This window comes from Saccharothrix obliqua (assembly GCF_019375475.1).
In the GTDB taxonomy this organism is placed as follows: Bacteria; Actinomycetota; Actinomycetes; order Mycobacteriales; family Pseudonocardiaceae; genus Actinosynnema; species Actinosynnema obliqua.
In genome coordinates, this window is sequence record NZ_JAHXGQ010000001.1 from 604,177 (window position 1) to 616,911 (window position 12,735).

Genomic DNA, 12,735 nt, shown 5'->3' on the forward strand with positions numbered 1-12,735 from the left:
CTGCGACTAGACCTGGACCTTGGGGTTGGGGCTCGTGCTGCCGCCGCTGGGCTTGTCGTACTTGGACTTGTAGTCGTTGTACGAGTTCTTGGCCGCCTCGCCGGACGCCTTGGCCTCGGCCGCCGCGGCCTCGGCGCGCTTGGCCGCGTCCTCGGCCTCCTTGGCGGCGCGCTCGGCGGCGGCGATGTCCGCCTCGCTGCCGGACGCGAACGCCTTCGCGTTGGCCTCCATGGCCTTCGCGTTCGCCTCGGTGAACGCGGCGTTGGCCTGCTCGTACTTGGCGTTGGCCTGCTTCGCCGCGTCGTTCTTCGCGGTCAGGTCCGCCTCCGCCGCCGAGCGGGCCGGGTCCTGCTGGCCGCCGCCCTGGCTGTTCTTGTACTCCTCGTACGCCTTCTTCGCCGCCTCGTCGGTCGGCTTGGTGGCGTCGAGCGCCTCGTTGGACTTCTTCGCGGCGTCCGCCACGTCCCGGGCTTCCTTCGCCGCGACGTCGGCCGCCCGCGCCGCGTCGGCACGTGCCGCGTCCGCCTCGGCCTTGGCCGCGTCGTACTTCGCCTTCGCCTGGTCGAAGGCCGCCTGGTCACCCGACGCCGCCGCGCGGTTGACCTCCTCCGCCGCCGCGTTGGCCTTCTTGTTGGCCTCCGCCGCCCGGTCCGAGGCGTCCTTCAGCTTGTCGTTGGCGGACTTCAGCTCGTCCGTCTGCTTCTGCTCCTCCTTCTTGGCGTCCTCGTACTTCTTGTTGGCCGCCTCGGCTTCCTTGTTGACCTCGTCGATCTTGTCCTGGGCGTCGTCGTCCTTCTTGCCCTGGTCGATCTTCTTGTTGACGTCGTCCTGGGCCTTGTAGCCCTCCCAGCCGATCTCGCCGACGTCGGCGATGTTCTCGAACCGGTCCCAGCCCTTGCCGATCTTCTTGACGATCCCGTTCAGGTCGTCGATCCGGGTCATCTGCCGGGCGAGCGCGGCGACCAGGCGCGCGATGCGGGCCGCGACGTTCGTGGCCAGCGCGATGCCGCGGGCGACGGCGAAGCTGATGAACGCGACGATCGACGCGCCGAAGGTGAAGAACGCCGCCGCGGCGGCGGCGATGGCGCCCGCCAGCAGCGAGCCCAGGAACTGGGCGATCATGTCCCGCACGATGTCGCGGAGGACCTGCACCAGCATCCCGCAGATGGCGACGATCTTGGCCTTGGTCTCGATCGCGCCGGCCATGTCGTCGAGTTCCTTGCCCATCGCCTCCATGCTGGCCTGGAAGCGCTCGGACGCCTGACCCGTCCACCCCTCGAACTTCGCCAGGCCCTGCTTGTGGTCCTCGGCCAGGACCCGCATCTCGACGGCCTGCTTGGTGGTGGCGTCGACGTTCTTCTGGATGTCCTCGGGGTCGCCCATGAGCTGGTCGAAACCCTCGCGGATGAACGTGATGTGCTCGATCAGCCACCCGATGCCCGCGCCGAGGATGCTGCCGAACGGGTCGGAGGCGAACATCACCACCGAGGAGGCCGCGCCGATCGCGTTGAACGTGATGTCCAGCACCCGCTCGGTCTCGGACTCGGCGTCCTTGCCGATGGAGTCGATGAGCCCGTCGAACGCCTCGATGAACAGCGAGCCCTTGAACTTGTTGTCCTCCGTGATCTCCATCCCGGGAGGCGAGTCGATCGGCTTGTCGGGGGCGGTCATGGCACGGCCTTCCTAGCTCACCAGGGCTGGTTGTCGTCGTCGTCTTCGTCGTCGGCGCGGCGTGCGGGGCGGGCGGCCGGCCGCGGTTGCGCCACCGGCTGCGGCCGTGCGGGCGGTCGCTCCGGTTCCGGCTCCGGTTCGGGTTCGTCGTCGGTCTCGTCGGCGTCCGGGTCGGCCGGCATCGAGTCCATGACCATGCGCATGGCCTCGGTGTCCAGGCCCATCGGCTCGAACGCCTCCATCACCTTGCGGGCGGCCTGCTGCTGCGCGGCACGCGCCGTGGTGAGGATGAGGGCCGTCAGCCGGGCCGGGCCGAGGTCGCACGCGCGGTGGCCGAGTTCGAGGCCGAGCAGCCCGCCGTTGGGGCCGACGGTGACGGTGACCGCGCCGTCCTGGCTGGTGACCCGGCCGTTCGCGGCGGCGAAGTTCTCCTGGAGGGCGTCGGACTTCTGCTTGAGGTCGCCCAACCGCGCCTCGTAGTCGTCCAGCCACTGGCGGGGGTCCACGACAACCTCCTCGGGTAAACACCGGTGCAGCCTGGAGTCCACCGCGAGCCGCCAACGCGATCCCAACGCCCCGCCAACGGGCCCGTCCGGCCCCGCTGTTTCCCCAGTTCGGACGGTGAGTTGGGCCAACTCAGCGAACACGGCGGGTCACGTCGAGTGGCGGTCGCGATCGGATGCACCAACGATTAGGTCACGTGCGAGCCGGTGCGTGCGCGGTGCTCGTTACCACGGGGTACGGTTCGCCACTCGGAAGCCGACATGGTTGTCGGGGGTTGTCTGCTCGAGGAAGAGCAGGGAGGGAGACGAGCCGTGCGTCGTCGAATGCGTGGCATCGCGGTGGCCGCGATCGCGCTGACCAGCGTTCTGTCGATGGCCGCCTGTGCCAAGGACAACGGTGGGTCCAGCTCCGGTTCCGCCAACAACAACGCGTCGGGCGGGTGCAAGCTGGCGGACAAGCCGCCGGTCGCCGGTGCGGGCACCAGCAGTTCCTCGGCGGGGGAGAAGGTGGACGGCAGCGCCCTCAAGGTGGGCCTCGCCTACGACATCGGCGGGCGCGGCGACGCCTCGTTCAACGACTCGGCCGCCGCCGGCCTGGACAAGGCCAAGGCCGACTTCGGCGTGGCCGAGGTCAAGGAGTTGACGGCCGCGCCGAACGAGGCGGAGGACGCCAAGCAGACCCGCCTGCGCCAGCTCGCGAGCGAGGGCTTCAACCCGATCATCGGCGTGGGCTTCGCGTACGCTGAGTCGCTGAAGGTCGTGGCCCCGGAGTTCCCGAACGTCAAGTTCGCCATCGTGGACGGCGCGGTGGACGGCGCGGCGAACGTGACGCCGCTGGTGTTCGCCGAGGAGGAGGGCTCCTTCCTGGCCGGCGTGATCGCCGCGTACCAGTCGAAGAGCTGCCACGTGGGCTTCGTCGGCGGCGTGAAGATCCCGCTGATCCAGAAGTTCGACGCGGGCTTCGAGCAGGGCGCCAAGGCCGCCGCGCCGGAGATCAAGATCGAGAAGAAGTACCTGACCCCGGCCGGTGACTTCACCGGGTTCCAGGAGCCGACCAAGGGCCAGGAGGCCGCGAAGGGCCAGATCGAGGCCGGCGCGGACGTGCTCTACCACGCCGCTGGCGCGTCCGGGAAGGGCGTGTTCTCCGCCGCGAAGTCGGCCAACGTGAAGGCCATCGGCGTCGACTCCGACCAGTACCACCAGACGACGGTCGCGGACTCCAAGGACGTCATCGTCTCCTCCATGCTCAAGCGCGTGGACGTGGCCGTGTACGACTTCGTGAAGGCGGTGGCCAAGAACGACCTGGCCAACTTCCCGAAGGTGTTCGACCTGAAGGTGGACGGCGTCGGCTACTCCACCTCCGGCGACAAGATCGACGACAACCTGAAGCAGGTCCTCGACGGCTACAAGAGCCAGATCATCGAGGGCAAGATCAAGGTCACGGACAAGCCGTCGAGCTGATCCGGTCGCACCGCGCTGGGCCTCGCGAGTCGCGCTCGCGGGGCCCAGCGCGTGGTTTCACCCGGCGCGAGCCGGAAGTCCAGACGGAGTCCCCATGAGCACTAGCACCCCTGCCACCGACGGCCCACCGGCCGTCGTCCTCTCGGGCATCACCAAGCGGTTCCCCGGCGTGGTCGCCAACAGCGACGTCCATTTGACCGTGCGGACCGGCGAGGTGCACGCGCTGTGCGGTGAGAACGGCGCGGGCAAGTCCACCCTGATGAAGATCCTCTACGGGATGCAGCACCCCGACGAGGGCACGATCGAGGTCGCCGGGAAGGCGGTCCGGTTCCGCAGCCCGGCGGACGCGATCCGCGCCGGCATCGGCATGGTGCACCAGCACTTCATGCTCGCCGACAACCTGACCGTGCAGGAGAACGTGGTGCTGGGCGCGGAAGCGCTGCACGGCATCGGCGGCCGGGCCCGAAAGGTGATCCTGGACCTCGCGAAGTCCACCGGCCTCACGGTGGACCCCGCGGTGCTCGTCGAGCGCCTCGGCGTCGCGGACCGGCAGCGCGTGGAGATCCTGAAGGTGCTCTACCGGGGCGCCAAGGTGGTGATCCTGGACGAGCCCACGGCGGTGCTGGTGCCGCAGGAGGTGGACGAGCTGTTCGCCACCCTGCGCGCCATGCAGCAGCAGGGCTTCACGTTCCTGTTCATCTCGCACAAGCTGGACGAGGTGCGTGCCATCGCCGACTCCGTGACGGTGATCCGGCGCGGCACGACGGTCGGCACGGCCGACCCGAAGGCGGTCAGCTCCCGCCAGCTCGCGGAGATGATGGTGGGCAGCGAGCTGCCCAGCCCGGAGACCCGCGAGTCGACCGTCACCGACCGGGTGGTGCTGCGGGTGGAGGGCCTGGGCTTGGTCGCCGAGGAGGGCACGCGCCCGGTCCTCGACGGCATCGACCTGGTGGTGCGCTCCGGCGAGGTGGTCGGCATCGCGGGTGTCGAGGGCAACGGCCAGACCGAGCTGGTCGAGACGATCATGGGTATGCGCCGGGCGCACCACGGCCGCGTGCTGCTCGCGGACCGCGACGTGACGCGGCTGGGCACGCTGGCGCGGCGCGAGGCGGGCATCGGGTACGTGCCGGAGGACCGGCACCGCCAGGGCCTGCTGCTCACGCAGCCGCTGTGGGCGAACCGCGTGCTCGGCCACCAGACCCGGGAACCGGTGGCCAAGGGCCCGTGGCTGGACCTGGCGGGCGCGAAGCGGGACACCGAGCGGATCGTGGCCGACTTCGACGTCCGCACGCCCGGCATCGACGTGCCCGCCGCGGCGTTGTCCGGCGGCAACCAGCAGAAGCTCGTGGTGGGCCGCGAGCTGTCCGGCGACCCGGTCCTGCTGATCGCGTCGCACCCGACGCGTGGTGTCGACGTCGGCGCGCAGGCGTTGATCTGGGACGAGATCAAGGCCGCGCGGGCGCGTGGCCTGGCGGTGCTGCTGATCTCGGCGGACCTGGACGAGCTGATCGGCCTGTCGGACACCATCAAGGTCATGCTGCGCGGTCGGCTGGTGGCCGACGCGGACCCGGCTTCGGTCACCCCCGAGGACCTGGGCAGCGCGATGACGGGCGCGGGCTCGACCAGCGCCGCCGTCGCGGAACTGGGAGGCGGCGAGTAATGGGCATCCTGCGCGGCAAACTGCTGCCGCCGGTCCTGGCGATCCTGTTCTCCGCACTGCTGTGCGGCATCGCGCTGCTGGTGTCCGGCGCGAACCCGGTCGACGCGTTCGGCGTGATGGTGTCGCAGGTCGGCCAGGGCACGACCGCGGTCGACATCATCAACAGCACCGGCACGTACTACATCGCGGCGCTCGCGGTGGCCATCGGCTTCCAGATGAACCTGTTCAACATCGGCGTCGAGGGCCAGTACCGCGTGGCCGCGGTGGTCGCCGCGGTGGTCGGCGGATCGCTGGCCCTGCCGCCCGGCCTGCACGCGCTGGTGGTCATCCTGGTCGCCGCGCTGGTGGGCGCGCTGTGGGCGGCGATCCCCGCGGTCCTCAAGGTGACCCGGGGCGTGAACGAGGTCATCTCCACGATCATGATGAACGGCCTGGCGCTGGGCCTGGCCGCGTACCTGATCCGCGAGGACGTGTTCGGCGAGCTGCGGGGCAACAACATCCGCACGCCGGAGATCCCGGAGTCCGGCTGGGTGCCGGGCATCCCGCTGGGTTCCGCCGGCACGGTGTTCGGCCTGGTGTTCCTGGCGGCGCTGCTCGGCGTCGGCTACTGGGTGATGATGAACCGCACCCGGTTCGGGTTCGAGCTGAAGGCGTCCGGCGAATCGGCCACGGCCGCCGCCGCGGGCGGCGTGAACGCGAAGAAGATGGTGCTGGTGGCGATGCTGCTGTCCGGCGGCATCGCGGGCCTGGTGTCGATGCCGGAGATCCTCGGCCGCGACCACACCTACAACCTGAACTTCCCGGCGGGCCTCGGTTTCGCCGGCATCGCGATCGCCCTGCTCGGGCGCAACCACCCCGGTGGCATCGCGTTCGGCGCGCTGCTGTGGGCGTTCCTGGACAAGTCGGGGCTGGCGCTGGACAACGTCGGCGTGCCGAGGGAGATCGTGACGATCATGCAGGGCGCGATCGTGCTGTCCGTCGTCGTCGCCTACGAGGTGGTCCGCCGGTTCGAGCTGGCCGCCGAGCAGCGCCGGGTCGGCAAGCAGCTGGGAACGGTGGGTGCCTCGTGAGCACTTCGTTGATGAACCCGTCGGAGGCGCCGGCCACCGTGCCGCCGCCGCGCAAGTCGCGCAGGCTGCCCGGCTGGGCGGTCGGCGTGCTCGGCGTGGCGGGCGCGGTGGTGCTGTTGTCCACCACCTCGTACCTGACCGGCGTGCCGCAGCTGACCTCCACCGGCACCATCCAGACCGCCGTGCGGCTGGCGCTGCCCATCCTGCTCGCCGGTCTCGGTGGCCTGTGGGCGGAGCGCGCGGGCGTGGTGAACATCGGCCTCGAAGGCATGATGATCATGGGCACGTGGGGCGCGGCGTGGGCCGGTTACCAGTGGGGCCCGTGGGCGGCGCTGGTGGCCGCCGCCGTGTTCGGCGCGCTGGGCGGCCTGCTGCACGCCATCGCCACGGTGACGTTCGGCGTGAACCACATCGTGTCCGGTGTCGCGATCAACCTGCTCGGCGCGGGCCTGACGAAGTACCTGTCGACGCTGGTGTTCTTCCCGCTGTCGCACAACCCGCGGGAATCGCCCGCCGTGCCGAAGTTCGACACGTACTCGGCGCCCGGCCTGTCCGAGTGGCTGGGCGACCTGGAGGCGCAGCAACGCGTCGGCCTGTCGGACGTGGCGGGCATCCTGCGCGGCCTGGTCACCGGCGTGTCGCCGCTGACCATGCTGGCCATCGCGCTGGTCGTCGGCAGCTACCTGGTGCTCTGGCGGACCCGGTTCGGCCTGCGGCTGCGGTCGTGCGGCGAGAACCCGGTCGCGGCCGAGTCGCTGGGCGTCAACGTGTACCGGCACAAGTACGCCGCGGTGATCGCGTCCGGCGCGCTCGCCGGCATCGGCGGCGCGGCGCTGGTGCTCAACCCCGGCCAGCCCGGTTACCTGGAGGGCCAGACCAACGGCCGCGGCTTCATCGGCCTCGCGGCGATGATCTTCGGCAACTGGCGGCCGGGCGGCCTGCTCGGCGGCGCGGCGCTGTTCGGCTACGCGGACGGGTTGCAGTTGCGCAGCGGCGGCAAGACGTTCCTCGCGCTGGTGTACGGCGCGGTGCTGCTGCTGGCGGTCATCGTGGTCTGGCAGCTCGTGCGGCGGCGCTGGTTCGCGGCGGCGGGCGGCATCGTCGCCGCGGTGGCCCTGTACGCGGTGTACTACAGCGTGGACGAGGTGCCGAGCGAGCTGACCACCTACGCGCCGCACCTGGTGACGCTGATCGTGCTCGCCGTGGCGTCGCAACGGTTGCGGATGCCGGCGGCGGACGGCGTGGTGTACCGCCGTGGTTGACTGGGATGAGCTGCGGGGACGGGCGGTGGACGCCGCGCAGGCGGCCTACTGCCCGTACTCCGGCCTGAAGGTCGGCTCGGCGGCGGTGTGCGACGACGGCCGGATCGTGGTGGGCTGCAACGTCGAGAACGCCTCGTACGGCGTCGCGCTGTGCGCCGAGTGCGCCATGGCCGGGCAGTTGCGGCTCACCGGCGGCGGGCGGTTCGTCGCGGTGGCGTGCCGCGGTGGCGGCGGCGAGCTGCTGATGCCGTGCGGGCGGTGCCGCCAGGTGTTGTTCGAGCTGGGTGGTCCGGACTGCCTGGTCGACACGCCGTCCGGCGTGGTGCCGATGAGCCGCGTGCTGCCCGACGCCTTCGGACCGGGAGACCTGCCGTGACCCACACCGCCGTGGACGTGATCCGGGCCAAGCGCGACGGCCACCGGCTGTCCGACGCCCAGGTCGACTGGGTGGTCGACGCCTACACCAGGGGCCTGGTCGCCGACGAGCAGATGTCCGCGCTCGCCATGGCGATCTACCTCAACGGCATGGACGACGCCGAGACGGCCCGCTGGACGCGTGCCATGGTCCGGTCCGGCGAGAAGCTGGAGCTGGACGTCGACCGCCCCGCCGTCGACAAGCACTCCACGGGCGGTGTGGGCGACAAGATCACGCTGCCGCTGGCCCCGCTGGTGGCGGCGTGCGGCGCGGCCGTGCCGCAGCTCTCCGGCCGCGGCCTCGGGCACACCGGCGGCACGCTGGACAAGCTGGAGTCCATCCCCGGCTGGCGCGCGCGGCTGTCGGTGGCCGAGGTGACCGCGCAGCTGCGCGACGTCGGCGCGGTGGTGTGCGCGGCGACCGAGGGCCTGGCGCCCGCGGACCGGAAGCTGTACGCGTTGCGGGACGTGACCGGCACCGTCGAGTCCGTGCCGCTGATCGCCAGTTCGATCATGTCGAAGAAGATCGCCGAGGGCGCGGACGCCCTGGTGCTGGACGTGAAGGTCGGCTCCGGCGCGTTCATGAAGGACGAGGCGCGGGCGCGTGAGCTGGCGCGGGCGCTGGTGTCGATCGGGGTCGAGCACGGGTTGCGGGTGTCGGCGCTGCTGACCGACATGTCCGTGCCGCTGGGCCGGGCGGTCGGCAACGCGGTCGAGGTGGCCGAGTCGGTGGACGTGCTGCGTGGTGGGGGTCCGGCGGACGTCGTGGAGCTGACCCTCGCGCTGGCGGCGGAGATGTTGGCGCACGCCGGGATCGGCGTCGACCCGGCCGCCGTGCTGGCGTCCGGCGCGGCGTACGAGACGTGGGCGCGGATGATCCGGGCCCAGGGCGGCGACCCCGACGCGCCGCTGCCGGTCGGCAAGCACAAGCACGTCGTGGAGGCGCCCGAGGACGGCGTGCTGGTGTCGTTGGACGCGTACGCGGTCGGCGTGGCCGCGTGGCGGCTCGGCGCGGGCCGGGCGCGCAAGGAGGACCCGGTGCAGGCGGGTGCGGGCGTGCTGTGCCTGGCGAAGCCGGGTGACCGGGTGGCGAAGGGGCAGCCCCTGCTGGAGCTGCGCACCGACACGCCGGACGCCGTGCCGGGCGCGTTGGCCGCGTTGCGTGGCGGTTACGCCGTCGGCGACACCGCGCCCGTCGGCCGGCCGTTGGTCATCGACACGGTGCGGGGCTGACCGTGCGGCCCGGTATCGCGGGGCACGACGTGGAGTACCCGCCCACGGTGGTCCCGGAGTTCTTGGACTTCTGACGCCGGACGGGTGATCGGGGTACGGGGCCGGGGTCGGGCTGGTCTGTTGTCGTGTGCTTCTGCCCCGCGCGCGTGTTGGGTGCTCGCGCGTCGTACTTCCGCGGAGTGGCCTCGCGGTTGTTGGTCGCTGTGCTGGAGGTGGTGGACGGGCACCGGCCCCGGGCCCAACTCGTGCCGGTCCTGGCGCGGTCGGTCGTGGCCGGCGGCCGGACCGGGCGGCTGGCGAGGGTGCGCGCGTGCCCGGTGTCGGGTGGGATCGCGGAGCTGGCCGGGGTGCTGACCACGGCCGGCGGCATCCGCGCGGTGGTCGCCCGCGTCGAGCGCCGTGATGGGCGGTGGCAGTGCACGGTGTTCGAGCTGCTGCCGTGAGAGTTCGGCGGTCTTGGCTGCCGCGTGGTGCCCCGGGCTGCCGAGCGGTGACCCCTCTCGACGGTCCGGGTTCCCGGTTGCCGAGCTGCTCCGGCTCGGCCGGTAGACCTCGGAGCCGGCGTGAGAGCGCTCCCACCACACGTCCGGCAGGTTCGACCGGATCGCCAAGCGGGCCCGGGTGGTCAGTGCCGGTTGGCCCGGAAGAAGTTCAGCAGCACGGGGTTGACCACGTCCGACCGTTCCCAGTGGACGTTGTGCCCGCACTCGTTGGCCACCACCGTGCGCACCCGGCGGAAGTGCCCGGCCAGCAGGCGCTGCACCGGCGGTGAGGTGTGCGGGTCGGCGTCGCCCCACAGCAGCAGGGTGGGCACGGTGAGCCGTTCGATCACGGCCCAGCTCAGCGGGGTCGCCCTGGGCTGGACGATCCCGTCGGAACCGGCCCGGCGGTGGATGTCCAGCCACCTGGCGACGCCGTCCGGGTCGATCGCGCGGTAGGACGGGCCCAGCTCCCGGAAGTGGATGGGCAGCGCGTCGACCTCGGGCGACCGCAACCGCCCCACCATGTCCTGGTAGTCCTGCTCCTGGACCTGGAGCACGCACGCGCCGATCACCAGGCTGTGCAGCCGGTCCGGGTGGTTGAGCGCGTAGTCCATCGCGTACCAGCCGCCACCGGCGACGCCGACGACGTGGAACTTCCTGATCCCCAGGAATTCCACGAGGTCGTGCAGGTCCTCGATGCCGGTCCTCGGGTCGTCCGGGTCCTGCACCGGCGAGTTGGTGTACCCCCGACGCGAGTAGCCGATGACCCGGTACCCCGCACGGGCGAGGTACGACTGCTGGTACGGCCAGCTCTCGCCACTGCCGCTCAGGGCGTGCAGCAGGACTACCGGCTCACCGGGCCCGCCGGTGTCCCAGTACCACAACCGCGCCCCGGGCACCTGGAACAGGCCCTGGGTGGCCGGAACCTGCTCGGGCACGGGGATCGGGCGCACCGGGCTGCCGGGGCGCGGGACCGGAACGCCCGGTGGGTGCGCGTCGGCGGTCCCGTTGACCAGGGCCGTGCCGCCGAGGGCGAGCCCGGTTCCCTGCAACAGGGTCCGGCGGGAAATCGGGAGCGAGGGGTTCGGGTCGGACTCGGCGTTGCCCATGCGACCTCATCTCGGGTGACCGGTTCCGCCGACGTGGGAGGACGTGCCGAGGAGCCGGACCACTGGCGCATCGGTGATCACGTACCGAGTCGGGCGGGTGCGGCGGCCGTCCGGAGCGTAGCGAACGGTCCGCACCCGACTCCAGGCGTTCACCGGAGAGGACGCACCCCGGCGATCCCCGTCGCACGACGAAGCCCCGGTTCCGCGGAACCGGGGCTTCGGGTCACCGGGGCGTCAGGCGCCTTCGGCGGTCAGGTCGTCGTCGTCCACGTTGCGGTTGTCGGCCGACTTCGGGCCGTTCTTCCGGGTCCGGCGCTGCGGCCGGGGCAGGGCGGTGGGCGGCGGGGGCGGGGTGGGGGAGCCGCCGCCGAGGATCAGCTCCGCGAACGTCGCCATCGCCTCGTCCAACTGGCCGCCGATGCGCAGCTCCGACTCCTGGTTGCTCTTGCGCACCATGGACGCGAGCGAGTCGGCGTCCGGCCGCGCGGCCACGGTGCCCTCGACCTTCGCGATGCCCCGCTCCACCACACCGGACAGCTCGCCGAGGCGGGCGGCGAAGTCGTCCTCCACCGTGTCCAGGCGGGTGGTCATGGTGTCCAGGCGCGACGTGACCTGCTCCAGGCGCTGCGCCAGCGCCTCCAGGCGGTCGGTGGCGTCGACCTGCTCGCGGGTCTCGTCCAGCGCCGCGTGCAGCGCCTCGCGCGCCTCGTCCAGCTTGCCGTGGACGGTGCTGCGGGTGTCGGCGATCGACGCGGCGAGCGTTTCGCGGGTCTCGTGCAGCGAACCGGCCAGGCCGTCGCGGGTCTCCTGCACGGACGCGGTGAGCTTGTCGCGCGTGTCGGCGAGGGAACCGGCCAGCGCCTCGCGGGTCTCGTCCAGCCGCCCGTGCAACGCCGACGCCGCGTCGGACTGGCTGCGCTGCAACGCCTCGCGGGTGCCGTCGAGGTGCTCGTGCACGCCCTCGTCCACCTCGTCCAGGCGACCGCGCAACGCGGCCTCCAACGCCTCGATGCGCTCGCGCAGCGGCGCGGTCACCGCGGCGGGCACGGCGTCGACCTTGCCGTCCTGCTTGTCCAGGTGCAGTTCCAGGTCGTCCAGCCGCTTGTGGATGTGGGAGAGCTTGTCCTCCAACCCGTCCATCCGGCCCGCGACGCCCTCGAACCGGCCGGCGACGCCGTCCAGGCGGCCGTCCAGCTGGGCGAACGGCTTGGCGAGCTTGTCCACCAGGCCGTCCACGGCGCGGCCGATGCCCTGGACCGCGTTGTCCTGCGCCTCCAGGCGCGCCAGCGCCTCGTCCAGCCGCTCGGCCAGCACGCTGACCTCGGTCCGGTCGGGCAGCTCGGACAGGCGCTTGCGAACGGAACCCAGCGACTCCAGCGGGGACATCCGCGCGTGGATCTCGTCCAGTGCATCGAAGATCTGCTGCTGTTCGCTCTCACGGATCTCCGCGGCGCGCGTCAGCATGTTGCGCATCCGATCGAAGGACATCGTGGAGTTGTTGTTCTCGTTCACGGCTTCGAATGCCTTCGTCCAGGGGAGGGGAGACCCCCGGGAGCCTAACCGCGTCGGGCGCACCGGCTGTACCACCCCCCGGCGGGGAACGCCTGTCTCGCGCTTGTGGTTGCTCCATTCGGGTTACGCCAACCGTCCCTACTGAAAGGTAGCCGGCGGCGGGTCCGCGAGCGCGCACCGCGGCCATCCGCCGTGCGAGTGATGGGGATTGGTTGGCGGTAGCGGAAAGTTCTGCATCACGGATGGACAACGGCGATCCGCCATCCGTCAGGGTGGTTCTCGCCACACCGGAGGGCTCCGCGGCGATCGTAGCGGACCATGATCATCGGCGGTCTCGCCGGGTCCGGTGGTGTCGCCG

Annotated in this window: 11 protein-coding genes; 7 read left to right on the forward strand and 4 right to left on the reverse strand. The window is 71.6% G+C overall.

What is annotated here, in order from left to right; genetic code table 11:
- Positions 1-6: 6 nt before the first annotated feature.
- Both KZQ38_RS03040 and KZQ38_RS03045 read right to left on the reverse strand, forming a co-directional pair.
- Positions 7-1,671, reverse strand: a complete 1,665-nt coding sequence (locus KZQ38_RS03040) for a WXG100 family type VII secretion target (RefSeq protein ID WP_219438119.1) — start codon at positions 1,669-1,671, stop codon at positions 7-9.
- Between the two features lie 17 nt (positions 1,672-1,688).
- A complete protein-coding gene (locus tag KZQ38_RS03045; protein ID WP_219438121.1) occupies positions 1,689-2,177 on the reverse strand; it encodes a YbaB/EbfC family nucleoid-associated protein in 489 nt (162 codons plus the stop codon).
- 321 nt (positions 2,178-2,498) lie between these two features.
- Between KZQ38_RS03045 and KZQ38_RS03050 the strand changes: the two genes are divergently transcribed.
- The 7 genes from KZQ38_RS03050 to KZQ38_RS03080 all read left to right on the forward strand — a co-directional run bounded on the left by KZQ38_RS03050 (position 2,499) and on the right by KZQ38_RS03080 (position 9,717).
- Positions 2,499-3,635, forward strand: a complete 1,137-nt coding sequence (locus tag KZQ38_RS03050) for a BMP family lipoprotein (RefSeq protein WP_219439306.1) — start codon at positions 2,499-2,501, stop codon at positions 3,633-3,635.
- Positions 3,636-3,729: 94 nt separating this feature from the next.
- Entirely contained in the window at positions 3,730-5,295 is a 1,566-nt protein-coding gene (locus KZQ38_RS03055) for an ABC transporter ATP-binding protein (protein WP_219438124.1), read from the forward strand.
- On the forward strand, positions 5,295-6,365 hold the full coding sequence (locus KZQ38_RS03060; protein ID WP_219438126.1) for an ABC transporter permease: 1,071 nt from the start codon (positions 5,295-5,297) through the stop codon (positions 6,363-6,365). Before KZQ38_RS03055 ends, KZQ38_RS03060 begins: the two co-directional genes overlap by 1 nt.
- 11 nt (positions 6,366-6,376) lie before the next feature.
- Positions 6,377-7,627 (forward strand): ABC transporter permease, encoded by a 1,251-nt coding sequence (locus KZQ38_RS03065; RefSeq protein ID WP_219439308.1) that lies wholly within the window; start codon positions 6,377-6,379, stop codon positions 7,625-7,627.
- The gene (locus tag KZQ38_RS03070) at positions 7,620-8,003 is read left to right on the forward strand and encodes a cytidine deaminase (protein ID WP_219438128.1); all 384 of its coding nucleotides are present in this window, start codon (positions 7,620-7,622) and stop codon (positions 8,001-8,003) included. Before KZQ38_RS03065 ends, KZQ38_RS03070 begins: the two co-directional genes overlap by 8 nt.
- Positions 8,000-9,274, forward strand: coding sequence for a thymidine phosphorylase (locus tag KZQ38_RS03075; protein ID WP_219438130.1), 1,275 nt, complete (start codon positions 8,000-8,002; stop codon positions 9,272-9,274). Before KZQ38_RS03070 ends, KZQ38_RS03075 begins: the two co-directional genes overlap by 4 nt.
- 191 nt (positions 9,275-9,465) lie before the next feature.
- Complete coding sequence (locus tag KZQ38_RS03080) at positions 9,466-9,717, forward strand: Rv3235 family protein (RefSeq protein ID WP_219438132.1); 252 nt, start codon at positions 9,466-9,468, stop codon at positions 9,715-9,717.
- A gap of 182 nt (positions 9,718-9,899) precedes the next feature.
- Here KZQ38_RS03080 and KZQ38_RS03085 read toward each other — a convergent pair whose 3' ends face one another.
- Both KZQ38_RS03085 and KZQ38_RS03090 read right to left on the reverse strand, forming a co-directional pair.
- Entirely contained in the window at positions 9,900-10,865 is a 966-nt protein-coding gene (locus KZQ38_RS03085) for an alpha/beta fold hydrolase (protein WP_219438135.1), read from the reverse strand.
- Between the two features lie 234 nt (positions 10,866-11,099).
- A complete protein-coding gene (locus tag KZQ38_RS03090) occupies positions 11,100-12,353 on the reverse strand; it encodes an apolipoprotein A1/A4/E family protein (RefSeq protein ID WP_257900581.1) in 1,254 nt (417 codons plus the stop codon).
- Between the last annotated feature and the right edge of the window lie 382 nt (positions 12,354-12,735).